General features: G+C 72.2%; 23 protein-coding genes. 21 read left to right on the top strand and 2 right to left on the bottom strand.

Annotated features, from left to right (window positions below; translation table 11 throughout):
• Nucleotides 1-676: 676 nt before the first annotated feature.
• From ACWEJX_RS20980 to ACWEJX_RS20900, 17 genes are all read left to right on the top strand, one after another.
• Nucleotides 677-934 carry a phosphopantetheine-binding protein gene (locus tag ACWEJX_RS20980; RefSeq protein WP_451608917.1) on the top strand — a complete coding sequence of 86 codons (258 nt, stop codon included), beginning with the start codon at nucleotides 677-679 and terminating at the stop codon, nucleotides 932-934.
• Nucleotides 931-4,113, top strand: a complete 3,183-nt coding sequence (locus ACWEJX_RS20975; protein WP_451608916.1) for a non-ribosomal peptide synthetase — start codon at nucleotides 931-933, stop codon at nucleotides 4,111-4,113. Before ACWEJX_RS20980 ends, ACWEJX_RS20975 begins: the two co-directional genes overlap by 4 nt.
• Nucleotides 4,110-4,841: a thioesterase domain-containing protein gene (locus tag ACWEJX_RS20970; protein ID WP_451608915.1), complete on the top strand. Its 732-nt coding sequence runs from the start codon at nucleotides 4,110-4,112 to the stop codon at nucleotides 4,839-4,841. The genes ACWEJX_RS20975 and ACWEJX_RS20970 overlap by 4 nt, the downstream gene beginning before the upstream one ends.
• A complete protein-coding gene (locus ACWEJX_RS20965) occupies nucleotides 4,838-5,578 on the top strand; it encodes an SDR family NAD(P)-dependent oxidoreductase (RefSeq protein ID WP_451608914.1) in 741 nt (246 codons plus the stop codon). Before ACWEJX_RS20970 ends, ACWEJX_RS20965 begins: the two co-directional genes overlap by 4 nt.
• A gap of 6 nt (nucleotides 5,579-5,584) precedes the next feature.
• On the top strand, nucleotides 5,585-6,874 hold the full coding sequence (locus tag ACWEJX_RS20960; RefSeq protein ID WP_451608947.1) for a glutamate-5-semialdehyde dehydrogenase: 1,290 nt from the start codon (nucleotides 5,585-5,587) through the stop codon (nucleotides 6,872-6,874).
• Nucleotides 6,871-7,158, top strand: coding sequence for an acyl carrier protein (locus tag ACWEJX_RS20955; protein WP_451608913.1), 288 nt, complete (start codon nucleotides 6,871-6,873; stop codon nucleotides 7,156-7,158). The genes ACWEJX_RS20960 and ACWEJX_RS20955 overlap by 4 nt, the downstream gene beginning before the upstream one ends.
• Nucleotides 7,155-8,510, top strand: a complete 1,356-nt coding sequence (locus tag ACWEJX_RS20950) for a TrpB-like pyridoxal phosphate-dependent enzyme (protein WP_451608912.1) — start codon at nucleotides 7,155-7,157, stop codon at nucleotides 8,508-8,510. Before ACWEJX_RS20955 ends, ACWEJX_RS20950 begins: the two co-directional genes overlap by 4 nt.
• The gene (locus tag ACWEJX_RS20945) at nucleotides 8,507-9,688 is read left to right on the top strand and encodes an acyl carrier protein (protein ID WP_451608911.1); all 1,182 of its coding nucleotides are present in this window, start codon (nucleotides 8,507-8,509) and stop codon (nucleotides 9,686-9,688) included. Before ACWEJX_RS20950 ends, ACWEJX_RS20945 begins: the two co-directional genes overlap by 4 nt.
• The gene (locus ACWEJX_RS20940; RefSeq protein WP_451608910.1) at nucleotides 9,685-11,184 is read left to right on the top strand and encodes a class I adenylate-forming enzyme family protein; all 1,500 of its coding nucleotides are present in this window, start codon (nucleotides 9,685-9,687) and stop codon (nucleotides 11,182-11,184) included. The genes ACWEJX_RS20945 and ACWEJX_RS20940 overlap by 4 nt, the downstream gene beginning before the upstream one ends.
• Nucleotides 11,177-12,400 (top strand): type III PLP-dependent enzyme, encoded by a 1,224-nt coding sequence (locus ACWEJX_RS20935; RefSeq protein ID WP_451608909.1) that lies wholly within the window; start codon nucleotides 11,177-11,179, stop codon nucleotides 12,398-12,400. The genes ACWEJX_RS20940 and ACWEJX_RS20935 overlap by 8 nt, the downstream gene beginning before the upstream one ends.
• Nucleotides 12,401-12,433: 33 nt before the next feature.
• Entirely contained in the window at nucleotides 12,434-12,691 is a 258-nt protein-coding gene (locus ACWEJX_RS20930; RefSeq protein WP_451608908.1) for a phosphopantetheine-binding protein, read from the top strand.
• Nucleotides 12,688-13,848 carry an acyl-CoA dehydrogenase family protein gene (locus ACWEJX_RS20925; protein WP_451608907.1) on the top strand — a complete coding sequence of 387 codons (1,161 nt, stop codon included), beginning with the start codon at nucleotides 12,688-12,690 and terminating at the stop codon, nucleotides 13,846-13,848. Before ACWEJX_RS20930 ends, ACWEJX_RS20925 begins: the two co-directional genes overlap by 4 nt.
• A complete protein-coding gene (locus ACWEJX_RS20920) occupies nucleotides 13,841-14,971 on the top strand; it encodes an acyl-CoA dehydrogenase family protein (protein WP_451608906.1) in 1,131 nt (376 codons plus the stop codon). The genes ACWEJX_RS20925 and ACWEJX_RS20920 overlap by 8 nt, the downstream gene beginning before the upstream one ends.
• Entirely contained in the window at nucleotides 14,968-15,600 is a 633-nt protein-coding gene (locus ACWEJX_RS20915) for a 4'-phosphopantetheinyl transferase family protein (RefSeq protein WP_451608905.1), read from the top strand. Before ACWEJX_RS20920 ends, ACWEJX_RS20915 begins: the two co-directional genes overlap by 4 nt.
• Nucleotides 15,597-16,649 carry a hypothetical protein gene (locus tag ACWEJX_RS20910; RefSeq protein ID WP_451608904.1) on the top strand — a complete coding sequence of 351 codons (1,053 nt, stop codon included), beginning with the start codon at nucleotides 15,597-15,599 and terminating at the stop codon, nucleotides 16,647-16,649. Before ACWEJX_RS20915 ends, ACWEJX_RS20910 begins: the two co-directional genes overlap by 4 nt.
• Nucleotides 16,650-16,668: 19 nt before the next feature.
• Nucleotides 16,669-18,225: an amino acid adenylation domain-containing protein gene (locus ACWEJX_RS20905; protein ID WP_451608903.1), complete on the top strand. Its 1,557-nt coding sequence runs from the start codon at nucleotides 16,669-16,671 to the stop codon at nucleotides 18,223-18,225.
• Between the two features lie 107 nt (nucleotides 18,226-18,332).
• A complete protein-coding gene (locus ACWEJX_RS20900) occupies nucleotides 18,333-19,940 on the top strand; it encodes an amino acid adenylation domain-containing protein (RefSeq protein ID WP_451608902.1) in 1,608 nt (535 codons plus the stop codon).
• A 20-nt stretch (nucleotides 19,941-19,960) separates the two neighbouring features.
• Here ACWEJX_RS20900 and ACWEJX_RS20895 read toward each other — a convergent pair whose 3' ends face one another.
• The gene (locus ACWEJX_RS20895; RefSeq protein WP_451608901.1) at nucleotides 19,961-20,536 is read right to left on the bottom strand and encodes a GNAT family N-acetyltransferase; all 576 of its coding nucleotides are present in this window, start codon (nucleotides 20,534-20,536) and stop codon (nucleotides 19,961-19,963) included.
• Between the two features lie 35 nt (nucleotides 20,537-20,571).
• On the opposite strand from ACWEJX_RS20895, the gene ACWEJX_RS20890 reads away from it, so the two are divergent.
• Nucleotides 20,572-21,168: a flavin reductase family protein gene (locus tag ACWEJX_RS20890; protein ID WP_451608900.1), complete on the top strand. Its 597-nt coding sequence runs from the start codon at nucleotides 20,572-20,574 to the stop codon at nucleotides 21,166-21,168.
• Here the strand turns inward: ACWEJX_RS20890 and ACWEJX_RS20885 are convergent.
• The gene (locus ACWEJX_RS20885; protein WP_451608899.1) at nucleotides 21,090-22,418 is read right to left on the bottom strand and encodes an MFS transporter; all 1,329 of its coding nucleotides are present in this window, start codon (nucleotides 22,416-22,418) and stop codon (nucleotides 21,090-21,092) included. The two genes, ACWEJX_RS20890 and ACWEJX_RS20885, sit on opposite strands and share 79 nt — an antisense overlap.
• Nucleotides 22,419-22,568: 150 nt before the next feature.
• On the opposite strand from ACWEJX_RS20885, the gene ACWEJX_RS20880 reads away from it, so the two are divergent.
• From ACWEJX_RS20880 to cysD, 3 genes are read left to right on the top strand one after another with little or no spacing between them, the layout of a single operon-like run.
• A complete protein-coding gene (locus ACWEJX_RS20880; RefSeq protein WP_451608898.1) occupies nucleotides 22,569-23,792 on the top strand; it encodes a DUF1015 family protein in 1,224 nt (407 codons plus the stop codon).
• A gap of 38 nt (nucleotides 23,793-23,830) precedes the next feature.
• Nucleotides 23,831-24,391 carry an adenylyl-sulfate kinase gene (gene cysC, locus ACWEJX_RS20875; RefSeq protein WP_451608897.1) on the top strand — a complete coding sequence of 187 codons (561 nt, stop codon included), beginning with the start codon at nucleotides 23,831-23,833 and terminating at the stop codon, nucleotides 24,389-24,391.
• Nucleotides 24,388-25,326, top strand: coding sequence for a sulfate adenylyltransferase subunit CysD (cysD, locus tag ACWEJX_RS20870; protein ID WP_451608896.1), 939 nt, complete (start codon nucleotides 24,388-24,390; stop codon nucleotides 25,324-25,326). The genes cysC and cysD overlap by 4 nt, the downstream gene beginning before the upstream one ends.
• Nucleotides 25,327-25,476 lie beyond the last annotated feature (150 nt).

Below are 25,476 nucleotides of genomic sequence, written 5' to 3'. Positions count from 1 at the left end.
GGGTTACCAGTTGATCAGCGAGGGCTTTACCCACTGCGGCGGCTCCCGAAACAGTGAGCCGAGCTTCGCTCTGCAGGGCCGAGGTTAACTGCTGGAGAGCGGGAAGAAGATGTTCCGTGTCGTGAGATCGTTCTCGGTTCACGCCGCCGATCTCGATGCCCGCCGCATCGAAGATCTTTTCCGGATTCAGGCAGGCCAACTGTTCATGTTCGGCAAACGGCGACGGCAACGAATCTCCCCCTGTCGCTCGCGATCGTCCTGCGTAACTGAACTGGTCTTCGATCGTTGGGAGACCGTACCAACATGATCACGCCTTGCGCAATGGCTGTGATCATCAGTGATTTTTGATCAATCATTGCACGAGTATTGCGGGAGTATTGCAGAGGAATGTCCGGCATTCGCCCGCAAAGGACGCGTCATGTCCTGGTTTGACCCTTGTAAAGTCGGGATCACCCGGACCGCTCTGGCGCTCGCACCGGTGCGCTGACCTGCGGATACAACGCGCGAACAATCGTCAGCGAATACTGAATACATCGGGAGTACACACCCCCGGCAGATGCTGTTGCCCAGGTCCTCGCGGCATCTCTGCTCACAGTTCTGGGCTATCGCCTATTTCCAGCCACTCGCCCGACGCGTGCGGCCGATTCACGATTCCTCTGACATGACTGGAGCATCGATGGAGACGTCTGTCGACTTCGACGCCATCATCACCAAGTACGCGACCTTCGCCTTCGACGACAGCACCCCCCTGCAGGACGCCGGCCTCGAGTCGCTGTCCCTCATCCGCCTCGCCGTGGAGGTGGCCGCCGACGACGACGCCGAGATCGACGCCACGCGCCTGGCCGATCTGCGCACCATCGGCGACCTCAAGGCATGGCTGCGCGACGTCGCCGCCGGCGGCGACGCGGACGCGGACGGGACGGCCGACGCGTGAGCGCTCCGACGGACACCGACGCCGTCCCCGCGGCCGCTGCCGAGCCGCTCCCGCTGACCGACTCCCAGAAGGGCCTGCTGGTCGTCAACGACCGCGTGCCCACCCCCGAGATCTACAACCAGGTCATGCGGTTCGACATCGACCCGGCCTTCGGTTTCGAGGCCGTGGCCGACGCGCTGATCACGCTGGTCACGGTGCAGCCGTCGATGCGTCAGATCTTCGCGCTGCGCCCCGCCCCGCACGCCCGGTTCGCCGAGCCGCCCGCCCGCGCGGAGCTGCCCCTGGAGCTCGTCGAGGCGCCGGCGGACCGCTTCGACCAGACGATCGGCGAGTGGGCGGTGCGCCTCGGCCGGCCCGCGTTCGCCCTCACCGAGGAATCGCCCTGGCGGGCCGGCTACGTACGCGCCGCCGACGGTTCCCAGGCGGCGATCCTCCTGGTGATGCACCACATCATCGGTGACGGCGTGTCGCTCGGCCCGGTCGTACGGGACATGGAGTCCGCCCTGGGCGGCTCGCTCACGGCCGAGCGCACCCGGGAGCTCCGCGCCACCCGGGAGCGGGCGTTCCTGCGTGAACTGCGCGCGCAGAACTCCGTGACCACCGCGGACAAGACCGTCGAGCGGGCCCGGCAGTGGGCCGAGCGGCTGCGCGAGGTACCCGCGCAGGTGCTCTTCCCGCGCCCGAACCGGCCGGCGGAGACCGACTTCGACGGCGCGCGCCTGGAGTGGCTGCTCGGCGAGGCGGAGAGCGACGCGGTCGCCGCGACCTGCAAGCGGCTGAACGTGACGCCGTTCGTCCTGTTCAGCGCCCTCTACAGCGCGGTCGTCGCCCGGCACGCGGCGGTCGAGACCGTGCTCGTCGGCAGCCCCTTCATGGCCCGCCGCACCGTCGGCGCCTTCGACCTGTGCGGCTTCTTCGTCAACACCCTGCCGGTGGCGATCGACGTCGACTGGACCCTCCCGTTCGACCGGCACGCCGGCGAGGTGGTGCGCGAGGCGGTCGACTACTGCCGCTCCAACGTCGACGTGCCGTTCAACCAGCTCGTCGCCCACGCGCAGCCGGACCGCTCGACCAACCGCAACCCGCTGTTCGCCTGCATGCTCGCCATGCAGGACACCTTCGACGGGGACAGCTCCGGGGTCATCCGCGGGGTGGGCGAACCCAGCAACGGCACCGCCAAGTTCGACCTGTGGCTCGGCGCCACCCCGGTCGACGGCCGCTGGCTCCTTGAACTCGAGTACGACACCCAGCTGATCGCACCCGTCGTCGCCGACGGACTGCTCACCTCGCTGCGCTCGGCGCTGCGCCGGGCCGTCGAAGACGGGTCGCGCACGCTCGCCGACCTGTTCACCGACGCGTCGGCGGTCGACAGCCGCCGCACCGACGGATACCCGGCCGACGTGCCCGCGGCCACGCTCACCGAGTGGCTCTCCGACGTCGCCGCCGCGCAGCCCGAGGCGGTCGCCATCGCGGACGAGGGCGGGAACGTCTCGTACGGCGAACTCGCCGCGCGCGTCGACGCCGTGGCCGCGGGTCTGGCCAAGGCCGGTGTGGCCGTGGGCGACGTGGTCGGCATGTGCCTGGACACCCTGTCCGACACCACCGTCACCCTCCTCGCGATCATGCGCTGCGGAGCGGCCTATCTGCCGCTCGACCTCAGCCTGCCGGCCGAGCGCCTGCGGTACATGGCGGAGACGGCCGGCATCCACGTCACGGTCGGCGCCGAGGTCGACATCCCCGGCGTGCGCCGGGTGACGCTGGACGAACTGGGCGCCGGCGGAGCGGAGTTGCCGCCGCTGACCGGGGCCGCCCCGCCCGCGTACGTGATGTTCACCTCCGGCTCCACCGGCCGCCCCAAGGGCGTGCTCATGGGCCAGGGCCCGCTGCTCAACCTCACCGGCTGGCAGATCGCCGCGCTCGGGATGGACCGGGACACCCGCTTCCTGCAGTACGCGCCCCTGGGCTTCGACGTGTCGTTCCAGGAGATCGTCCCCACGCTCGCCGCCGGCGGCACCGTGGTGTCGCGGGAGCCGGTCGACCGCCGGGACTTCCCCGGCCTGGTGCGGCACGTCGCCGACGCCGAGGTCACGCACATCTATCTGCCGGTCGCCGCGCTGCGCCCGTTCGTCCAGGCCGCGCAGGCCAGGGGGACCCGCTTCACGGCGCTGCGGTACGTCTGCGTCTCGGGCGAGCAGCTCCTGGTGGACGAGCAGATCCGCGCGTTCTTCGTCGACCACCCGCACTGCGAGCTGGTCAACCTCTACGGTCCGACCGAGACCCACGCGGTGACCACCCAGCGCCTGTCCGGCGCCGAGGAGCAGTGGGCGGGCCACGTGCCGATCGGCCTTCCGCTGGCCGGCGTCCACGCCTACGTGGTCGACGTCACCGGACACCTGGCTCCCGCGGGCGTGCCCGGTGAGCTGTTCCTCGGCGGCAGGTGTCCGGCCGAGGGCTACATCAACGACCGGGAGCGCACGGCGGCGAGCTTCGTCGAGGACCGCTTCGCCGGGACCGGGTCCATGTACCGCACCGGCGACCGGGTGCTGCGCGACCAGCACGGGCGGCTCGTCTTCCTGGGCCGCGGCGACACCCAGATCAAGATCCGCGGATACCGCGTCGAGCTGGGCGAGATCGAGATCGCCACCACCGACCTGCCCGAGGTCCGCCAGGCCGTCGTGGCCGTCCGCGGCACCGGGGCCGACCGCGAGCTGCTGCTCTTCGTGGTGCCCGAGGGCGACGCCACCGTGGACGGCGAGCGCGTCCGCCGCCACCTCGCCGGCGTCCTGCCGGCGTACATGGTCCCCGCGCGGGTCCTCACCGTCGACACCGTGCCGACGACGGGCACCGGCAAGACCGACCGGGACGCCCTGCTCGCCCGCGCCGACCGGCTGATCGCGGAGCGTCAGGACGCGGCGGGCCCGGCGCCCGCGGAGTACGCGGACGACCTGGAACGCGGTCTCGCCGCCGTCTGGGAGGAGGTGCTCGGCGCCACCGGCATCGAGCGCGACCGCACCCTGCTCGACTACGGCGCGCACTCGCTGAACATCCTCTCCGCGCTCGCCCTCGTCGAGGAGCGGTTCGGCGCCGCGGTGCCGATCGTCGACTTCTTCCGTCTGCCCACGATCGCCGCGCTGGCCGGGCTCGTCCGCGAGTACGGCGAAGAGGAGGCCACGTCATGACCACCGCGTCCCCCGCGACCAGCCGTCTGGTGATCCTGGTACGCAAGAAGAACCGGCCGGCCTGTGTCGTGCTGCCCGGCGCGGGCGGCGGCCTGCAGCCGTACCTGCGCCTGGCCGGCTACCTCGGCAGCCGCTACAACGTGTACGGCGTGCGCACCCTGGGCATGGTCGCCGGCGAGCAGCCCGAGACCACCGTGCCGGAGATGGCCGACTCGGTGCTCGCCACCCTGGACGCACAGGGCCTGACACCCGATCTGGTGGTCGGCTGGTCCATGGGCGGCACCCTGGGCTGGGAGCTGTCCACCCGTCTCGCCGAGCGCGGACACCGCCCCGACCTCGTCCTGATCGACACCTCCCCGCTGCTGCGCGAGTCCACGCCGGAGGCGGACGGCGACATCGAGGACAACATCGTGCGCCAGCTCGGTCCGCACGCGGACGAGGCCACCAGGACCCGGGTCCTGGAGACCTTCCGCGCCCAGGTGCGGGCCCTGACGGAGTACGAGACGACGACTCCGTACGCGGGCCGGGTGCTCCTGACGATGTGCACGGGCGACCGGATGGGCCCCCGCGAGGAGGCGACCGAGCGCTGGCGGGAACTCGCCGCCGACCTGCGTACGGCCTCCCTGTCGGCCACCCACTTCGGTGTCTTCGACGCCGAGCACTTCACCGAACTCACCGAGCCCATCGGCAAGTTCCTGGACCTGGCCGACCCGGAGGCGGCCAGGTGACCGGTCCGCTCGCGGTCGTCAGCGGTGGCACGCGGGGCATCGGCCTCGCGTTCACCCGCCGGCTGCACAAGCTCGGCCACCGTGTCGTCGCCCTCTACCGCTCCGACGAGGACGCCGCCCGGCAGGTCGCGGACCCCGGCGCCGGCATCCACGTCCTGCGCGCCGACCTCGCGGACCCGGACTCGGTCGCCGCGGCGGTCGACACGGTCCTCTCGGCCCACGGCACCCCGCGGGTGCTGGTGAACAACGCGGGCGTCAACATCGACCGCCCGTTCCTGGAGATGAGCGTCGACGAGTGGCGGCGCGTCGTCGACACCAACCTGTCCGGCGTCTTCTATCTGACCCGCGGCCTCGCCCCGGCGATGGTGGAGTCCGGTGAGGACGGCTCCGTCGTCAACGTCGGCGCCACCACCGGCATCCGTCCCCGCCTCAACGGCGCCAACTACTGCGCGAGCAAGGCGGGACTGCTCCAGCTGACCAAGTGTCTGGCCCTGGAGCTGGCCCCGCGCATCCGGGTGAACTGCCTGATCCCCGGGATGACCGAGACGGAAGAGCTCGTCACCCGGTTCCGGCTGGACGACGCCGAGTCCCGCGCGGCCGTGCTCGCGGAGATCCCGCGGCGGCGGATCGGCGCGGTGGACGACATCGCGGACGCCCTCGAATTCCTTGTCGGCCCTGGCTCTGCCTACATGACGGGTCAAAAACTCGTCGTGGACGGCGGCCAGTTCATGTGGTAGGTGACCATGCTCGATGAGATGCTCTCGGCCGCCAAGGCGGCCCGGCTCGCTGCCCCGCCGCCCGGCGAGGCCAACTATCTGTCGTACTGCAAGGAACTCGCCACCTCCCTGCGCACCCACTGGGACGCGGTGCTCGCGGCCAACGCCGAGGACATCGCGGCGGCCCGGGCGCGCGGCCTGTCCGAGACGCTGATCGACCGGCTCACGATGGGCACCCCGCAGCTCGACCACCTGGTGGGGCTCACCGAGCGGGTGGCCGCGGAGCTGCCCGAGGTCACCTCGGTCTCCGAGGCGCACACCGCGAGCGGCGCCATGGCGGTGCGCCGCATCCCCAAGCCGCTGGGCCTGATCCTGATGATCTACGAGGCCCGGCCGACGGTCACCGTGGAGGGCGCCCTGCTCCCGGTGGCCGCGGGCAACTGCGCGCTGCTCAGGGGTGGTTCGGAGATCGCCCACACGGCCGGCGCGCTGCGCGCCGTGGTCGCCGACGCCCTCGCCGCCGCGGACCTGCCGGCGGACATGGTCCAGATCATCACCGACCCGGACCGCAAGCTCGTGCGCGAGCTGCTCAAGCGGCCCGACGCGATCGACGCCCTGCTGCCGCGCGGCAGCGCCGCCCTGGTCGACTACTGCCAGAGCACCTCCACCATTCCCGTGATCGCGAGCGGTGGCGGCGTCAACCACCTGTACGTGGACAGCAGCGCGGACGTCGACCTCGCCGCCCGTGTCGTGCTCGACAGCAAGCTGGCCGAGCCCACGGCGTGCAACACGCTGGAGATGGTGCTCGCCCACTCCGCTGTCGCGGGCGACCTGGTACGGCGTCTCGTCGCCCTCGGCGGGGAGAGCAGCCATGCGTACGCCCTGCGGCTCGGCCCCGGCCTCGCCGATCAGGCGCCGGCCGACGGCGGCGAAGGAGCCGTGCGTGTCGAGGCGCTGTCCGACACGGACAACGGCCGCGAGTTCCTGGACCGCACCCTCGGCGTCCGCGCCGTCGACGGCCTGGACGAGGCGGTCGCGCACATCCAGCGGTACGGCTCGCGGCACACCGAGGGCGTGGTCGCCGCCGACGGCGACGTCGTCGACCGCTTCCTGCGCACCGTCGACGCGGCCGCCCTCGTGGTCAACGGCTCGCTGCGCCTGCACGACGGCCCGACCATGCGCCTGGGGCCCGAACTGTCCATCAGCACGGCCCGGTTGCACGTGCGGGGCCCGGTGAACCTGGCCGCCCTGATGACCTACAGCTGGGTCGTCGAGGGCAACGGCACGCTGCGCGGCGCCGGAGAGGAGGAGGCGTGACCGAGGCAACGGACGCGGCGACCCGCGCCGAGATCAACCGGGTCGTCAAGGAGATCCTCATCGCGGAGGCCCGGCTGTCCGTCGGGCCGGACGCCCTCGCCGACGACGAACCGCTGGGCGGCGAGCTCCTGAAGGTCAACTCGCTGGGCTTCCTCGGCATGCTCATCCGGCTGGAGGACGAACTCGACGTGACCCTGCCGGACGACCTCTTCGTCGGTCACACCTTCCACACGGTCGCCGACCTCGTCGCCGTCATCGAGCGCGCAACGGAGATGAACCAGTGACGAAGACCCCGACCCGCTGGCGCAGCGTGCTCCCGCACCTGGGCTACCAGCTGCCGCCGGACGTGACGCCGCCGGCGACGGACGGCCCGGTGACCGCGCACCTCCCGCTCGAACTGGTCCGGCAGAGCATCTCCGGCCGCGAGTGGTGGGACATCCCCGAGGAGGTGGCCGACCACTACCGCAGGTTCCGCCCCACTCCGCTGTGGCGCGCCCGTCGCCTGGAGCAGGCCGTCGGCGCCAAGGCCCCGGTCTACGTGAAGTACGAGGGCGGGAACCTCTCCGGCAGCCACAAGTTCAACACCGCCCTGGCGCAGGCGTACTACTACAAGCGGGCCGGCGTCGAGGAGCTGGTCACCGGCACCGGCGCGGGCCAGTGGGGCACCGCGATGGCTGCCGCGTGCGCCGCGTTCGGCCTGAAGTGCACGGTGTTCATGGTCGGCCGCAGCCTGCACGACAAGCCGTACCGCGGGACGCTGATGCGCCTGCTCGGCGCCGAGCTGCACGCCAGCCCCAGCCGGGCCACCGAGCTCGGCCGGCGCGGCGACACCGGGTCGACCAACGCCCTGGCCCTGGCCATCGGCGAGGCGGTCGAGTACGCGAAGGAGGGCGGCCGGGACGGCATCAGGCGTGCCTTCTGCATCGGCAGCGGCGAGACCTACAGCATCCTGCACCAGTCGGTCATCGGCCTGGAGGCCATCGACCAGCTGCAGGAAGAGGGCGCAGAGGTCGACACCGTCGTCGGCTGTGTCGGCGCGGGCTCCAACTTCGGCGGCATCGCGCTGCCGTTCTTCAGCCGGCACACCGACGAGGGCACACCGGTGCCGACCCTGCTCGCGGCCGAGTCCAGCGCCACGCCGAAGCTGAGCCGGGGCGTCTTCGCGTACGACGTCACCGACGCCACCGGCACCGGTCCGATGGAGGCGATGTACACCATCGGCAGCAGCTACGCGATCCCGCCCGCGCACTCCGCAGGGCTGCGCTTCCACGGCGCCGCCAAGGTGATCTCCGCGATGCGCCACCGGGACCAGGTGGCCGCCGTCGCGGTGGGCCAGCGGGCCGCGCTGGAGGCGAACCGGCAGTTCGCGCTCACCGAGATGATCCTGCCCGCCCCCGAATCGGGGCACGCGCTCGCCGCCGCGCTCGACGTCGTCACCGGACGCGACGAGCAGCGGGCACCGGGCCGCGGCGTGCTCGTGGTGGTGAGCGGCCACGGTCTGCTCGACCTCGCCGCCTACGGTCAGCTGCTCGACGGCACGATCGAGGACGGAGGACACGACGAGGAGCAACTGCGCCGCGCCACCGCCGGGTTGCGCCGGGTCCCGGACGAGCTCCTCGAGGTGAGGGCCCGATGAGCGGTGACACCCCCGTCGAGGCGCCGGCCGGTGCGTGGTCGCCCGCGCTGACGACCGTGCGGGCGGACGCGCTCGACTGTCTGCAGGCCAACCTCGCCGTGCTCGCCGACCACGCCCACGGCGGCGGCGCCCACCTGGCTCTGGGCGCGCCCGTCGGCTTCGAGACGACACCGGCCGGCCCGGAGCAGCGGCTGGCCGAGGCCGAGGAGCTCCTCGGCCTGCGCGTGACCGCGCGCCGGGACAGAGCGGACGGTCCGCTGGTGCGGGAACTGCTCCGCGACCACGCCGTCCTGTACGTCGTCGGCGACGCGTACACGATGCCGTGGGTGCCGTACGCCGGGCACGAGCACATGGAGCACAGCTTCCTGCTCACGACGGACGACGAGGATGCCGAGGCCGACACGCTCACCGTGATCGACGCCTACCACAACGACACCCCGTGGGGCAGTGCCCGGCCCGGCGTCTGGCGGCTGCCGGCCGCCGACCTCGACGCCGTACTCGCCACGAAGTGCACCGCCCTGGCGCTGGACGCCACTCCCCCGCCGGCGCTCGACACCACGGCGGTCCTGGCCGCCAACGCCGCCGCGATGTCCGCGGCCGGGCCGCGGGTCGACGCGTACGTGACGGCGGTGCGCGAGGCCCTCGGCGACCCCGACGCGCTCGACGCGCTGGTCCTGGACGTGTGGGTGCTCGGCAGGGCCCGTACCCTGCACGCGGCCTGGCTCGGGACGGTTCCGGGCGTCTTTGCCGACGCGGCCGAGGAGCAGGCGCAGGCGTGGCGGCGCTACGCCGCGCACACCTACGTGGCCGCCCGCCGGGCCCGGCGCGGCGGGGCCGTACCGGCGTCGGTGATCGACCAGCTGGACCGGCTGCTGCGCACGGACATGGAGCTGGCCCGTCAACTGGCTGCCCGGGAAGCACCGTTGGATCCGCGCGCCGTCGTGGTCGAGGAGCTGTGCGCCGTCCTCGGCGCCGACGTGGCGGGCCTGCCGTCCGCCGCGCCGCTGCGTGACCTGCCCCAGTTCAACTCGTTCCGGCTCGTCGACGTCATCGAGCGGGTCGAGACCCGCCTCGGCGTGACGCTCGACCCCGAGGCACTGCGCGAGGACAGCTTCGACACCGTCGACACGCTGTGCCGGCTGTTCGCGGCCCCGGCCGCCGTGGAGGAGGCATCGTGACCGCAACCACCCTGCTGCATGAACTGCTCGACACCACCGCCCTGGAGCACCCCGACTCCCCCGCCGTCAGCTGCGGCGACACCGTGATGACGTACGACTGGCTGCGCGCCGCCAGCCACCGGGTCGCGGCCTGGCTCGCGGACCGCGGCGTCCGGCGCGGCGACCGGGTGCTCATCTGCCTCCCGGCGGACGTCCACGGACCGGCCCTCGTCTACGGCTGTTCGCGGCTCGGCGCGATGTTCGTCATCACCGCGGAGGGGGCCCCGGCGGGCCTGATGGAACACCTCCTGGACGACGCCGAGCCCGCCCTGCTGATCAGCGAGGACGCCGGCAGCCGGCGGCTCGCCGAGGAGCGCGGCATCAGGACGGCCGTCCTCGCCGACGTCCGCACCGCCGCGGCCACGGCCGGCCCGGAGTTCCGGGCGGCGGAGAGCCCGCTCAGCGTGGACCCGGTCTGCCTCATCTACACCTCCGGCAGCACCGGCCGGCCCAAGGCCATCGTCTCCACGCACGGCCAGGTGGTCTTCGCCGCCCGCGCCATCCAGCAGGTCCTGGGCTACCGCGCGGACGACGTGGTCTTCGTACCGCTCCCGCCGTCCTTCGACTACGGCCTCTACCAGCTGTTCCTCACCACGCTCGCCGGCGCCCGGCTGCACCTGGCGTCCGCGGCGGAGGCCGGCACGACGCTGCTGCGGCACCTGAACGCCACCGGCGCGACCGTGCTGCCCGCCGTGCCCTCGCTCGCCGGCACGCTGGCCCGGCTGCTGCGCCGCCCGCAGGCCCGGGCCCCGCGGATCCGGCTGATCACGAACACGGGCGCGGCGATGCCCGAGGACATCCCGAACACGCTCCGCGCGAAGATCCCGGGCCTCCGGATCCAGCTGATGTACGGCCTGACGGAGTGCAAGCGCGCCGCGATCATGCCGCCGGACGGCGACCTGGAGCGGCCCGGCTCCAGCGGCCGGGCCCTGCCCGGCACGGAGATCTTCGTCGTGGACGAGACCGGTCAGCGGCTGCCCGCCGGCAAGGACGGCGAGATCGTGGTCCGCGGGCCGCACGTGATGGCGGGCTACTGGCGCCGTCCCGAGGTCACCGCCCAGCGCTTCCCCCGGGTGGAGGGTCTGCTGCCGCAGCTGCACACCGGCGACTACGGCCGGCTCGACGAGGACGGCTATCTGTACTTCAGCGGCCGTCGCGACGACCTCTACAAGGAGCGCGGCTTCCGGGTGAGCGTCACCGAGGTCGAGGCCGCCGCCCACCGCCTGCCCGAGATCGAGGCCGCCGCCGTGCTGCCCCCGGCGGAGGGGCGCGACGGAGCCGTGCTCTTCGCGGTGACCGGGCTCCAGGCGCACGACGTCCTGACCGGACTGCGCACGGAGCTGGAGGACTTCAAGGTCCCCCAGAAGTGCGTCGTCGTCGCCGAACTGCCGTACAACGCCAGCCGGAAGATCGACCGGGCCGCGCTCGCCCGCCTCCTTGAGGAGTCCCATGTCTGACGACGTCGACGCCGGCGAGAGGGTGACCCCGAGCTACCGCTACGACCTGGACGAGGTCCGGCGCTGCCACGCCCGGCTGCGCCGGGCCCTGCCGGAGCCCAGCGAGGTGTACTACTCGCTCAAGGCGAACCCGCACCCGGCGATCGTCTCCGCGCTGCACACTGCCGGCTGCCGGGCCGAGGTCTGCTCCCCCGGCGAGCTCCGGGCCGCCCTCGACGCCGGCGTGCCGGCCGGGAAGCTGCTCTACACCGGCCCCGGCAAGCAGGACCGCGCGATCGAGGACGCGATCAAGGCGGGCGTCACCGAGTTCTCGGTGGACTCGCCGCACGGCCTGGACCAGCTCGACGAGGCCGCCCGCCGCCTGGACGCGCCGGTGCGCACCGTGCTGCGGGTCAACGACTCCACGCCCGCGCCCGGACAGGGCCTCACCATGACCGGGGTGGCCTCGCCGTTCGGCGCGGACGCGGAGTGGATCCTCGCCGAACCGGAACGTTTCGGCTCCCGGCCCTCGGCCAGGCTCGTCGGCTTCCACCTCTACATGGGCACGAACGTCCCCGACGAGGACGCGCTCATGGCGCAGTTCACCCAGTCGGCGCACACCGCCCGGAAGCTCGCCGACGTGCTCGGCATCGACGTCGAACTGCTCGACCTGGGCGGCGGGTTCGCCGCTCCGTACGCCCGCGAGGGCGAGCCGCCGTCGTACCCGACGCTGGCCGGGCGGCTCGGCGAACTGCTCGACGGCACCTTCCCCGGGTGGCGCGAGGGGCGCCCGACCGTGGCCTTCGAGTCCGGCCGCCACCTCGTCTCGACCTGCGGCACGCTCTTCACCCGGGTCCTGGACGTCAAGCGCTCGCACGGACGGCGGGTCCTCGTCCTCGAATCCGGCATCAACCACCTCGGCGGCATGTCCGGCCTGCGCCGCCTGCCGCAGATCGCGCCCGCCGTGCTGCACGGCGAGCCCGGCACGACGCTGCCGCTCGCCGACGCCATGGTCACCGGACCGCTCTGCACCCCGCTCGACACCTGGGCGCGCGCCGCCGAGGTGGCCGAGGTCCGGCCCGGCGACGTGGTGCGGGTGCCGAACGTCGGCGCCTACGGACTCAGCGCGAGCCTGCTCGCCTTCCTCGGGCACCCGGCTCCCGTCGAGGTCGTCGTCGACGGCGGCCGGATCGTCGAGGAGTCCCGCCTCACGCTGCAGCGGCAGCCCGCCAACTGACCGACCGACCGATCCGAAGGAAGTGACCCGGATATGAACCCGGAGTTCGAGGGAATGCTCCGCCCGTTCCTGAAGTACGCGGGCGAGCAGGAGCTCACCGCCGAGTCAAAGCTGCGCGAGCTCGGTCTCGACTCGATGCAGGAGATCGAGCTGCTGTTCGCCATCGAGGACACCTTCGGTGTCCAGCTGCCCGACGAGCTGCTCACCGAGACCACGTTCGCGACGGCGGGCAACCTGTGGCAGGCGATCTCGGACCTGGACGGCGCCGCCGACGGAGCCGCTCGGTCATGACCCTACTCAGCGAGGAGCCGCTCCGGCTGTCCGACGTGCTCGACGTGGTGGCGAAGGAGGCGGCCGAGTCCGACGAGAACGCCGGCTTCCCCGTCGCCGCGCTCGACGCCCTGCGCACCCACCGCCTGCTCGGTCTGCTCGTACCGACCGAGTACGGCGGGCTCGGCGGCACCGCGGCCACCATGGTCGACGTGGCACTGCGCCTCGCCCGCGAGGACCTGTCGGTCGGGGTGATCTTCGCGATGCACTGCCAGCAGGTCGCCACCCTGGTCCGCTACGCCTCGCCGGAACTGCGCGCGGAGCTCCTCCCGGCGATCGCCAGGGGCGAGTCGTACCTGGCGTCGGTGACCACCGAGGCCGGCACCGGCGGCAGCCTGCTGGCCGCCGAGTCCACCACCGAGGCCGGCGACGGCCTGGTGCGCATCGACCGCAACGCGCCGATCGTCACCGGCGGCATCCACGCCGACGCCTTCCTGATCACCGCGCTCGCCCCCGGCGCGACCTCGCCCAACCAGGTGTCCCTGGTCTACGCGCACCGCGACCAGCTGCAGGTGGAGGTACGGGGAGACTGGCAGCCGCTCGGCATGCGGGCCACGTCCAGCGTGCCCATGCGGCTCACGGGCGCGGTGCCCGAACACCAACTGGTGGGACCGCTCGGCGACTTCAGGTCGATGGTCACGGCCCTGTTCGGTCCGTACGCCCACCTGGGCTGGGCCGCGTGCTGGCTCGGCGCCTCGGCGGGCGCCCTGTCCCGGGTGATCCGCCATGTGCGCAGCCCGCAGGGCCGGAAGCGTTTCGACACCCGCTCCGACCTGCTGCTGCGCCGGCTCGCCCAGGTCCGCGGCGGCCTGGACACGGTGCACAGCCTGCTCCGCCACACCCTCGACGTCCTGGACCGGACCGAGGACATGTCGCAGGCGCCGGTGCAGCTGCTGCTCAACACCCTGAAGACCGAGGCGGCGGAGCGGTGCTTCGGCGCGGTCGACGAGCTCGTGGAACTGGTCGGCATCCAGCACGGCTATCTGCGCAACTCGCCGCTGTTCCTGGAGCGGACCTTCCGCGACCTGCGCAGCGCCTCGCTGAACTACAGCAACGACCGGCTCTACCGCGCCAACGGTTCGCTGTCGCTGCTCGACGCGGAGGTGCGCCTTGCCTGAGGCCGCCGCCACCGACATGAGCGGCCTGCGCGCGTCGATCGCCTCGGCGCTCGACCGGGTCGCCGTTCCCGGCGAAACCGCCGCTGTCTGGCGCGAGTTGGGGCGAGCGGGCGTGCTGCGCGCGCTCGGCCCGTCCGGTACGACGCCGGGCCGGACCGCCGACCCGCTGGCCCTGGAGGTGCTGCTGACCGAACTGGACGCGCGCCATCCGACCGGCACGGTCCTGTCGGCCTGCGTCCAGCTCGCCACCGCCCTGCCGATCCTGGCCGAGGGACTCGACAGCGACCCCGTCCGGTCGGTGTACGGGTCGACGCTGGACGGGGAGGCCCAACTCGCCCTCGCCACGACCGATTCGGGCGCGGGCGGCTCCGATCTGATGGAGGCCACGACCGTCGCCGAACTGGGCGAGGACCAGGTGGTGCTGAACGGCGGCAAGCGGTGGATCACCAACGCGACCACCGCCGGCCACGCCCTGGTCCTGGCCCGGCACCGGCCGGCCCGGCACTTCACCAGCTTCGTCTGGGTGCTCGTCCCGACCGACGCGGCCGGGGTCACCGTGGAACCGACGACCACCCGGCTGTTCCTCGGCTCCGGCGTCGGGAACCTGCGCTTCGACGGTGTCACCGTCGGCCGCGACCATGTCGTCGGCCGGCCCGGCCGGGCCCTGCCGAGCTTCGCCCGCCACATCGGCACGGAACGCCTGGCGTCCGCGCTGTGGGCGCGGGCGATCTGCCGGCGGGTGCTCGACCGGACCCGGGAACAGCTGGCCGGGCACCCGCTGCACGGCCGGACCGCCTGGGACAACGACGCCGTCCGCGCGCGCTTCGCGCAGTGCCTGGTGGAGCTGCGCCGGATGGACGCGCTGTGCGCGACGATCCGGGGCGGACCGGACGAGCAGCCCACGGCGGTGGACGGCATGATCGCCAAGGCGGCCGTGGCCGAGAGCCTGCGGTACGTGGTCGGCGAGTGCGTCCAGCTCCAGGGCGCCGCGGCCTTCGCCGACGACGGCATCGCCCATCTGCACACCGAGGCGGCGGCGTGGAGCATCGCCGGCGGCGCGACGGGAGCCATGCTCGCCGGAGTCGCCGACCACGCCGCCGACGTCCTCAAGGCGAGCCGGTGAGACCGCCGGAGCTGATCCCCGTCGCGGACGGCGTCACGCTGGCCGTGGCCCGTATCGACGCGCTGCTCCCGCACGCGCGGCGCTGCATTGCGGCGGACCGGTCCGCGATCGCCGGACTGCCGCCGTGGCGGGCCCGGCAGTCGCTCGGCGCCCGCACGCTGCTGCGGCTCGCGCTCGCGGACACCGCCGGGCCCGGCGCGGCGCGGGCTCCGATCGCCGTCCGCGACGGCGGCAAGCCGTATCTGCCCGACCGGCCGGACCTCGGCATCAACCTCTCGCACGACGGCGAGTGGGCGGCGGCGGTCGTCGGTGACGGGCACGCCGTGGGCGTGGACGTGCAGGAACCGCGGGCGGTCAGCCCGGCGATGCTCCGCCGCTGCTGCACCGAGTCGACGGCGGCCGGCCTGTCCGTACTGCCGGCGCCGGACCGGGAGTGGGAGTTCGCCCGCATCTGGACCGTGCAGGAGGCGTGCGTCAAGGCGTCCGGGGACGGCCTGCCCGGCCGCCCCTGGACGATCCGCGTCGACCTCGGCCGGCAGCACGGCGCGTGGCGGTCGTACCGGTGGCGGTCCCTGCGCGAGGGCCAGGGGCCTCCGGTGAGTTGTGCCTACCGAAGGGAGGAAGGGTGACGGAGACACAGGCGGACCTACCCGAGTGGCTGCCGTTGTTCGAAGGTCTGAGCTGCTACACGGCGAACCTGGCGGGGTACCTCCACCGCGAGTTCCCGCGGACCGACGAGCACCTCGCCCGGTCCGTACGGCTCGCGGTGCGCACCGACCTTCCCGACGGCGAGCTGTCCTTCTCCCACCACGCCACCCCGCTGGACGAGCTCCCGGACGGCAGCCGGCTGCGCTACCGGACCGCCGGCGACGAGGAGTCCGCCGCGGCGGAACTGACCGCGGAGGCCGGACGGCACGGGCGCGTCCTGGTCGTCACGGACAGCGCGCGGCTGCCCTGGTCCCCGGTCTTCGGCCAGGGCCCGTCGGCGCCGCACTGGCTCCTGGTGACCGGCGGCGGAGGCGAGGGCCGCTGGCAGGTGTACGACGCCTTCGCCGGCCTGCTGCCCGCGGGCGAACAGCGCCCGTACGCCGGCACGGTGACCACCGCCGAGCTGCTCGCGATGATGACCCTGCCCGCGGGCTGGTCGCCCGCGCAGCACCGGCGCAACACCCTCGCCTTCGGATTCCCCGTACCGGAACCGGAGCCGGAGCGCGGGTCCGGGCCCGGGTCCGGACCCTCCGCCCGGCAGTGGCTCGCGCGGGAGGCGGCGCCAGGGCCGGGACGGGGATCGGTGTCCGGGCCGGAGTGCGAGCGGCCCGGGCCGGGATCCACCGCGCCGCTGCCCGGCGACTGGCTCACCGACAGCGTCTCGGCACTGCCCTTCCTGGCCGACCTGCTCACCCGGCAGGAGGCCGACGCGGGCCGCCACCTGGAGGACCTCTGGGCGGCGACCCAGCACCACGTGTTCCGGTACCGGCGGCCGGCCCTGCGCGGCGACGCCTCGGCGGAGGAACTCCACCGGTGCGAAGAGGCCGTCGGGGCGTGGGAGGCGCTGCCCAAGGCCGTGCGCTTCGCCGTCGACTCCGCCCGCCGGGGCCGGCCCCGCGCCTCCCTCATCCACAGCACGTTCGAGCGCCTTCTCGACATCGAATCCCGTCGCGCCGCGCTCCCGGTGTGACAAGGAAAGGAAACCACCCGTGATCGATCGGTCCCTCTACGACTGGTTCCTCGCCTCGGCGCAGCGCCACGGAGACTCCATGGCGCTGGAGGTCGGCAGCCACGCGCTGACCTACGACCAACTCCTGAAGGCGTCCGAGCGCATGGCCGCGCTGATCGAGCGGCAGCTCGGCCGGCGGCCCGAGCGCGTGGGCCTGCTGGCCAGCCGCAGCCTGACCACCTATGTCGGCTACCTCGCGATCCAGCGCCTGGGCGCCGCGGTGGTGCCGCTGAACCCGCGTTCTCCCGTGGCCCGCAACCTGGCCATCACGAAGGACTCCGGCCTGGAGATCACCGTCGCCGACGAGACCGCGAGCGAGCAGCTCGACGAGTACGCGCAGAAGGCCGGCGTCGACGTGGTCGACATGACCGGCGACGACCGCAAGAAGCTCGTCACGCAGGGCGGCGACGACGAGCTGGTCGCCGCGATATCCCGGCCGAGCAGCGACTACGCGTACATCGTCTTCACCTCGGGCTCGACCGGCCGCCCGAAGGGCGTGCCCACGACCCACCGCAACATCTCGTCCTTCCTCGAGGACGCCATCCCGCGCTTCCACTTCGCTCACGGCTGCCGGGTGTCGCAGACCTTCGAGGTTTCCTTCGACGGCTCCATCATCGAGATCTTCGGCGCCTGGGGCTCCGGCGCCACGCTCTGCATCCCGCAGCACAGCGACGTGTTCGCGCCCGTGCGCTTCGTGAACGAGAAGCGGCTGACGCACTGGCTCTCGGTGCCGTCGATCATCTCCTTCGCCAAGCGGCTGCGCGCCCTCGCCCCGAACAGCATGCCGACGCTCCAGTACTGCAACTTCGGCGGCGAGCCGCTCACCGCCGAACAGGCCGACGCCTGGCTGACGGCCGCGCCGAACGCCACGATCCACAACTGCTACGGCCCGACCGAGCTCACGGTCATCATCACCGGCAACCCGGTGCCCCGTGACAAGGAGGCGCGCACGCCCACGTCCAACCGCACCATCCCGATCGGCGAGATCTACCCGCACATGGAGTGGGTCCTGCTCGACGAGGAGCTGCGGAGCACGGACGACGGCGAGCTGTGCGTGCGCGGCCCGCAGCGCTGCCCCGGCTATCTCGACCCGGCGCACAACGTGGGCCGGTTCGTGGACTTCGACGGGGTGCAGGGGCGCTCGTACGACGGCTCGGAGCCGCTGCACGACAAGCACTGGTACTGCACGGGCGACCGGGTCCGCATCGAGCACGGCGAGCTCGTGCACCTCGGCCGCATCGACGACCAGGTCAAGATCCACGGCTACCGCACGGAGCTGGGCGAGATCGAGTCGGTGCTGCGCAAGCACCCCGACATCGCGGAGATCGTCGTGGTGGCCGTGACGGCGGCGGACGAGCAGATCGACCTGCACGCCTTCTACACGGGCGACGAGGTGTCGGCGAAGGACTTCGCGCGGCTCGCCGAGGAGCTTCCGGTCTACATGCGCCCGCGCTCCTACCACCACCGGCAGTCGATCCCGCTGTCGATGGTGGGCAAGGTCGACCGCAAGCTGCTCGCCGCCGAACTGACCGGCTGACGCACGCCGTTCGCCGGCCGGTCCGGAAGGCCGTTCTCCTCCGGACCGGCCCTCCTTCCCACCGACCCGACCGCCCGACCGCCCACCCGCTCCACGAAAGGCCCGGTGTGGACCAGCACACAGATCCGGACGGAACGCTGTTCACGTGGTTCCGGGACAGCGCCCTGCGTCACTCACGGCTGACCGCCCTGGAGGTCGGCGGCGAGTCGTTCACCTACGGGGAGCTGCTCGACCTCGCCGAGCGGCTCGCGCACCGACTGGTGTCGGTGACCGGCCGGCCGCCCCGGGCCGTGGGGATCCTGGCGGCCCGGTCGCCCGCCGCGTACGCCGGCTATCTGGCGGCGCTGCGGCTGGCGGCCACGGTGGTGCCGCTGAACCCGGCGTTCCCGGCCGAGCGGAACGCGTACGTGTGCCGGGCCGCGGGCGTGGACGTCGTCGTGACGGACCGGCGCGACGCCGGAGTCGTGGTGACGGACCGGCCCGACGCCGACGCCGTCGTGACCGAGCGGTCCGGCGAGGGCTCCGGCAGTGGCCCGGCCCCGGTCCTTCTGGACGCGTCGACCCGGGACGAGGTGGCGGCGGGACCGCGCTGGTCCGGTCCCCCGGAGGGCGCCGCGGACGACGTCGCGTACGTCCTGTTCACCTCCGGCTCCACCGGCCGGCCCAAGGGCGTGCCGATCCGGCACCGGCAGCTGGCCCGGTACGTCCCCTGGTGGATCGAGCGGTACGGGGCGGGTCCGGGCAGCCGGCTGTCCCAGTCCTTCGACCTGACCTTCGACCCGTCGGTGTTCGACATGTTCGTCGCGTGGTGCTCGGGCGCCACCCTGGTCGTCCCGCAGTCGCGCGAGCTGATGATGCCGACGCGGTTCATCGCGGCCAAGGGCATCACGCACTGGTTCTCGGTGCCGTCGGTGATCTCCATCGCCCGGCGGCTGCGGGGACTTGCGGCCGGCAGCCTGCCGACCCTGCGGCACACCCTCTTCGGCGGCGAACCGCTGACGCTCGAACAGGCCGCGGCATGGGCCGAGGCGGCGCCGCACAGCGTCATCGAGAACCTGTACGGGCCCACCGAGGTGACCATCTCGTGCACCGCTTACCGGCTGCCGGCGGACCGGGCGCACTGGCCGCGGACGCCGAACGGCACCGTGCCGATCGGCACGGTGCACGACCTGCTCGACGGCGTCGTCCTCGACGACTCCGGGCGCGCCGCCGACGAGGGCGAACTGTGCCTGCGCGGGCACCAGCGGTTCGACGGGTATCTCGATCCCCGGCAGAACGTGGGCCGGTTCGTGGCGTACGACGGTGACCGGTCGAGCGTCCTCGACGGCGACGCGGTGACGCCCGGCAGTTGGTACCGCACCGGTGACCGGGTGCGCGTCGAGGACGGGCAGTTCGTCTATCTGGGCCGGCTCGACGACCAGGTGAAGATCCGCGGCTACCGGATCGAGACCGGTGAGATCGAGCACGTACTGCGGGCCCGTCCCGAGGTGCAGGACGTGGTGGTCCTCGCCGTGCCGGGCCCGGGCGGGCACGCGCTGCACGCGGTCTACACGGGCACGGAGGTCCCGGACGAGGAGTTCACCGACCTGGTCGCCACGAGGCTTCCGCCGTACATGGTGCCCGAGCGGTACCACCGGCGCGCGATGCTGCCGGTGAACGCCAACGGCAAGACGGACCGCCGGCAGCTGGCCGCCGAGCTCCAGAGGGACCTGTGAGCCGGGACGCGCCGGAGCGCTCAGGCGCAACGGCGTTCCATCACCAGGCGGTTGGCGGTGGGCCGGCGCGCCACGGTGAAGCCCTGCCGTTCGAACAGGCCCTGGGTGCCGACGTAGAGGTCGGAGGCCGCCGCCTTCGGGCTCGTGGTCGGATAGCCCTCGATCACCTCGGCGCCGTGGGCGCGCGCGTAGTCGCAGGCCGCGGCGAGCAGAACGTCCGCGCTGCCCTGCCGGCGGTGTCCGGCGCGGACGTAGAAGCAGGGCACCGACCAGCGTCCCGGCTCGTCGGCGCCGCCGCGGCCCACCGTGGCCGTCCGCAGGCGGGCGAACGCCGACCGGGGCGAGACGGCGCACCAGCCGATCGCGCGTTCCCCGCCGTTCGCCCGGTCCTCGGTGTAGGCGAGCAGACCCGTCGGTTCGCCGTCCTTCACCAGCGCGTGGAACGCCCGCCGGTTGGCGTCGCCGGACTCGTAGTCGGCGCGGGTGAGACGCCAGTACATACACCAGCAGCCGCCGCATGCCCCGCGTTCACCGAAGAGGTCCTCCAGGTCCGGCCAGTTCTCGACGGTGAGTGGACTCGTCCGCGTGATGCGCATGTCCGGCTGCACTCCTCCTGTGGAAGGAATCGGGGATGACCCATGGTAACGAGGCGACCTCGGCCCTGAGCGCAGCCGAGCGGTCGGCCTTCCGGAGCGCCGCGGGCCGTTTCGCGACGGGCGTCGTCGTCGTCACCAGTCTGACGGACGACGTGCCCCTCGGAGTGACGGTGAACGCGTTCTCGACGGTGTCGCTCGACCCGCTGCTCGTCCTGGTCAGTCTGCAGAACACCTCGCGGATGCTGACCGCGATCGAGCAGTCGGAGATCTTCGCGGTCACCGTGCTCGCGGCCGACCAGAAGTACCAGGCGGGCTGGTTCGCCAACCCGCGGCGGCCGACCGGTCTGGCCTCGTTCGGCGGCGAGACCATGTTCGCGGGGCCGGCCACCGGTTGCCCGGTGCTCGCCGAGGGGCTGGCGTTCTTCGACTGCCGGCTGCACGCGGCGCATCCCAGTGGCGACCACGTGATCCTCGTGGGCGAGGTGCTCTCGTTCGACCAGATGCGCCGGGCCGCGCCGCTGCTCTTCGCGAACGGCGAGTTCGGCGTCGGGGATCAGCCCTCGGCCGACGCCGTGTCGGACCGCGGGGTGTCGACGGCGGCCAGGGCCTTGTCGGTCACCACCCGCAGGTAGGGGATGACCAGCAGGGCGCAGAGCACGGCGAACACACCGAAGGCCACGTGGTAGTTGACGAACTGGGCGACCAGGCCGCCGACCGCCGCGGCGATCGGGGCGGTGCCCCAACTGATGAGGCGGTAGGCGGCGTTGAACCGGCCGAGCAGGTGGTCGGGGACGAACGTCTGCATGATCACCCGGGCGTTGACCGTCCACATGGTGCCGCCGACGCCGGCGACGAACGCGGCGCAGGCGATGGGAACGGCGCTCCCCTTGACCGAGGGAAGCAGGGCCGGAGCGGCGACGAGGAAGAAGGAACCGATGATGTCGACGAACATCGACCAGCGGCGGCCGAGCAGCCGGTTCACCCGTCCGACCAGCAGCGTGCCGACGATTCCGCCGACGCCGAGGCAGGTGAGGAGCAGGCCGTACTGGCGGGGGCTGAGTCCGAGCGGGCCCGGAGCGGCGGCGTACGCGGGGATGAGGGCGAGCCAGACGCTCCAGCAGCCGGCCATGACCGCGATGAGCAGCGCCATCGTGCGCAGCAGCCGGTTCTTCCAGAGGAAGTCGAGGCCCTCGCGGATCTCGACGCGGATGGGCTGCCGCGGCCGGGCCTGGGCGCCGCCGGCCGGCTTGGGCGAGAAGTCGCCGACGAGCAGCGTCAGCAGCACCATGCCGGCGGCGTACACGAGACCGCTGACGCCGAAGGCGAGGACGAAGCCCGAGGCCACCAGGAAGCCGCCGACGGGGGCGCCGAGGAACTGCTTCCAGAGGTACTCCATGGCGGTGATGCGCGCGGTGGCCGGTTCCCAGCGGGACTTGGGAACGGCGGCGGGAACGATGGACGCGCCGGAGGTGAGCGCGAGGACCTCCGCCGTACCCATGGCGAGCGCGACGACGTAGACGATCGGCAGCGACTTGGCATCGAGCAGGACGGAGGCGAACAGCGACGTGATGGCGCAGAGCCGGATCGCCTCCGCGACGACCATGAGCGTGCGCCGGCTGACCCGGTCGACGAGAACGCCCACCGGCAGTGCGGCCAGCAACCACGGGAGCGTGATGAGGACACCCACGGCGGAGATGAGACTGGGCGACTGCGTCATCTTCGCGGCCAGCAGCGGCAGGGCCACCCGGGCGATGGCATCCGCCATGTTCGTCATGGCGGTGAAGAAGACCAGCAGCCATTCGTTGCGGCCGGCCCGGGGAATTGATTCGCCGGAATCTGATTCGCTCGTCGAGGAGCTCGATGTCGAGTGCGCCTGGGGCACTGCCGTTCCCTACTTTCGCGTTTCGATGAATGCCGGAACGACGGCCAATCGTCCATGCCCCTACTTGACATGTCAAGGCCCGATGACACCGTTCGCTCAATGGGGCCGAATTCGGTCGCAGAATGTCCATTTTTCCGCGAGGAGGTGCGAATGGATCTGATACCTTTTCGAGCCACACGCTTTGTGCAGGACGTGGTCGGCGATCTGGCGAGTGTCACGGCGCTTCCCGAGGAGCACCCGAAAGACGGGAGCCGGCCGGTCAGTCCGTACAACGTCCGGCAGATAATCCAGCCCGACGCGGACATATCCGCAGAAGCGGGGCGGAATGCCGGGGCGCGGGTGACGCTGCGCCGCTGGCTCTCCGAAGGCGTACTGGCCACGGACGCCGAGCCGGCGCTGTTCGTGTACGACCAGACCGAGGCCGGCAGCGTGATCCAGCGCGGGCTGATCGGCGCGCTCCACGTGAGCGACGACCCGTCCTCCGGCGTGCTGCCGCACGAGGAGCATTTCGCCGCCTCCATTCCGGACCGGGCGGAGTTCATCCGCACCGCCTCCGCCGACATGGAGCCCATCTTCTGCGTGTACGAGGGCGGCGGCGCGGCGAGCGAGGTCGTCGACGCCGTGGCGGACCGGCGCCGTCCGCTGGTGCGGGTGACCACCGAGGACGGCCGGACGCACCGGCTCTGGCGCATCACCGACAGGGCCGCGCACGCGACCATCGCCCAGGACCTGCGCCACCGGGCGGGGCTGATCGCGGACGGCCACCACCGCTATGCGGCGTACCAGCGGCTGCGGGCCGAGCACGCGCAGGACGAGGCGTGGCACTACGGACTCGCCCTGCTCGTGGACTCGGCCGCCTATCCGCCGCGGCTGCGGGCCATTCACCGTGTCCTGCCGGACCTGAGCCTGGCGGAAGCCGTCGAGCGGGCCAAGGGCGTCTGCCGGGTCCAGGAGACGCCCCGTGAATTCGAGTCCGCCCTTCGTCTCCTTGAATACACCCCGCCGGACGGCATATCTTTTCTGATCAGTGACGGGGATCGCCACTTCCTGGTGACCGACGTCGACCGGCTGGCAATTGAACTCGCGATGTCCGGGGCGGCTCCGCCGGAATGGCGAAACCTTGATTCCGCGATTCTGCACACCTTGTTCATCGAAGTGGTCTGGGACCATTCCGATGATTCCGATATAGCGTATGTCCACGGCGCCCGCGAGGCCGTCGACCGGGCCCGCCGCAAGAACGGCACCGCGGTCGTCCTGAAGCCCCCGGACTTCTCCGACGTGCGGGCCATCGCCATGGCCGGCGGGCGCGTTCCCTACAAGTCGACTTCATTCGATCCCAAGCCGCGAAGCGGGTTCGTGCTGCGCATGCTCTGAGGACCGCTGACGAGGACCACCCACGGAAGAGAGATCTGATGAGAGAGAACGGCATCTGCACCTGCTGGCCGGGCGCGACCGTCTGGCTGACCGGCTTGCCCAGCTCGGGAAAGACGACCATCGCGCACGCCATGGCCGAACGCGTGCGCGCCGACGGACGCCGGGTGGAGGTGCTCGACGGCGACGAGATCCGCACCACCCTCTCCGCGGGGCTCGGCTTCAGCCGCGAGGACCGGAACACCCATGTGCAGCGCATCGGCCTGGTCGCCGAAGTCCTCGCCCGCAACGGCGTGTTGGTCCTCGTGCCGGTGATCGCGCCGTACGCGGACCAGCGCGAGGCCGTCCGCAAACGCCACGAGGCGTCGGACACGCCCTATCTGGAGGTCCATGTGTCCGCACCCGTCGAGGTGTGCGCCGAACGAGACGTGAAGGGTCTGTACGCCAAGCGTGCCGCGGGCGAGCTGTCCGGGCTCACCGGCGTCGACGACCCCTACGAGGTACCCGACTCGCCCGACCTGCGCATCGCTTCGCACCAGCAGACCGTGCAGGAGTCCCTGGCCGCGCTGCACACGCTGCTCACCGAGAGGGAGCTCGCATGACCACGATCACGTCCTCACCGGCGCGGGAGGCCGACCGCCCCGCCACGCTCGGCCACCTGGACGCCTTGGAGTCCGAGGCCGTGCACATCCTCCGTGAGGTGGCCGGCGAGTTCGAGAAACCGGTGATCCTCTTCTCCGGCGGCAAGGACTCCATCACCATGCTCCACCTGGCGCTGAAGGCGTTCGCGCCCGCGCCGGCACCCTTCTCCCTGATGCACGTGGACACCGGGCACAACTTCCCCGAGGTCATCGAGTACCGCGACCGGGTCGTGGCCGAGCACCGGCTCCGGCTGTACGTGGCCTCGGTGCAGGAGTACATCGACCGCGGTGTCCTCAAGGAGCGTCCGGACGGTACCCGCAACCCGCTGCAGACGGTCCCGCTGACCGAGGCCATCCGGATCCACGGCTTCGACGCGGTGCTCGGCGGCGGGCGGCGCGACGAGGAGAAGGCCCGCGCGAAGGAGCGGGTGTTCAGCCTGCGCGACGAGTTCTCGCAGTGGGACCCGCGCCGTCAGCGCCCCGAGCTGTGGCAGCTCTACAACGGCCGGCACGCCCCCGGTGAGCACGTCCGCGTGTTCCCGCTGTCCAACTGGACCGAGCTGGACGTCTGGCAGTACATCGCCCGCGAGAACATCGCGCTGCCGGAGATCTACTTCGCACACAAGCGCGACGTGTTCCGGCGCTCCGGCATGTGGCTCACCGCGGGCGACTGGGGCGGCCCCCGCGAGGACGAGCCGGTCGTCACCCGCCAGGTCCGCTACCGGACCGTGGGCGACATGTCCTGCACCGGCGCCGTCGAGTCCGACGCGTCGACCGTCGAGCAGGTCATCACCGAGATCGCCGCGTCCCGACTCACCGAGCGCGGCGCGAGCCGCGCCGACGACAAGCTGTCCGAGGCCGCCATGGAAGACCGCAAGCGCGAGGGGTACTTCTAAATGAGCACGTCCACCGACCAGATGACGCACGGCGCCGACCCGGAGACCACGACGCTGCTGCGGTTCGCGACCGCCGGTTCCGTCGACGACGGCAAGTCCACCCTGGTGGGCCGGCTGCTCCACGACTCCAAGTCGGTCCTCGCCGACCAG

The organism is Streptomyces sp. NPDC004788 (assembly GCF_053601115.1).
Note: the sequence above shows the minus strand (reverse complement) of the source record. Positions and strands in the feature narration are given on the sequence as shown.

Coding starts and splice junctions, on each gene's coding strand:
- cysC (WP_451608897.1), top strand. CDS start 23,831: ATGAGAGAGAACGGCATCTGCACCTGCTGGCCGGGCGCGACCGTCTGG.
- ACWEJX_RS20970 (WP_451608915.1), top strand. CDS start 4,110: ATGACCACCGCGTCCCCCGCGACCAGCCGTCTGGTGATCCTGGTACGC.
- ACWEJX_RS20925 (WP_451608907.1), top strand. CDS start 12,688: ATGACCCTACTCAGCGAGGAGCCGCTCCGGCTGTCCGACGTGCTCGAC.
- ACWEJX_RS20890 (WP_451608900.1), top strand. CDS start 20,572: ATGACCCATGGTAACGAGGCGACCTCGGCCCTGAGCGCAGCCGAGCGG.
- ACWEJX_RS20960 (WP_451608947.1), top strand. CDS start 5,585: ATGCTCGATGAGATGCTCTCGGCCGCCAAGGCGGCCCGGCTCGCTGCC.
- ACWEJX_RS20935 (WP_451608909.1), top strand. CDS start 11,177: ATGTCTGACGACGTCGACGCCGGCGAGAGGGTGACCCCGAGCTACCGC.
- ACWEJX_RS20930 (WP_451608908.1), top strand. CDS start 12,434: ATGAACCCGGAGTTCGAGGGAATGCTCCGCCCGTTCCTGAAGTACGCG.
- ACWEJX_RS20880 (WP_451608898.1), top strand. CDS start 22,569: ATGGATCTGATACCTTTTCGAGCCACACGCTTTGTGCAGGACGTGGTC.
- cysD (WP_451608896.1), top strand. CDS start 24,388: ATGACCACGATCACGTCCTCACCGGCGCGGGAGGCCGACCGCCCCGCC.
- ACWEJX_RS20945 (WP_451608911.1), top strand. CDS start 8,507: ATGAGCGGTGACACCCCCGTCGAGGCGCCGGCCGGTGCGTGGTCGCCC.
- ACWEJX_RS20895 (WP_451608901.1), bottom strand. CDS start 20,536: ATGCGCATCACGCGGACGAGTCCACTCACCGTCGAGAACTGGCCGGAC.
- ACWEJX_RS20980 (WP_451608917.1), top strand. CDS start 677: ATGGAGACGTCTGTCGACTTCGACGCCATCATCACCAAGTACGCGACC.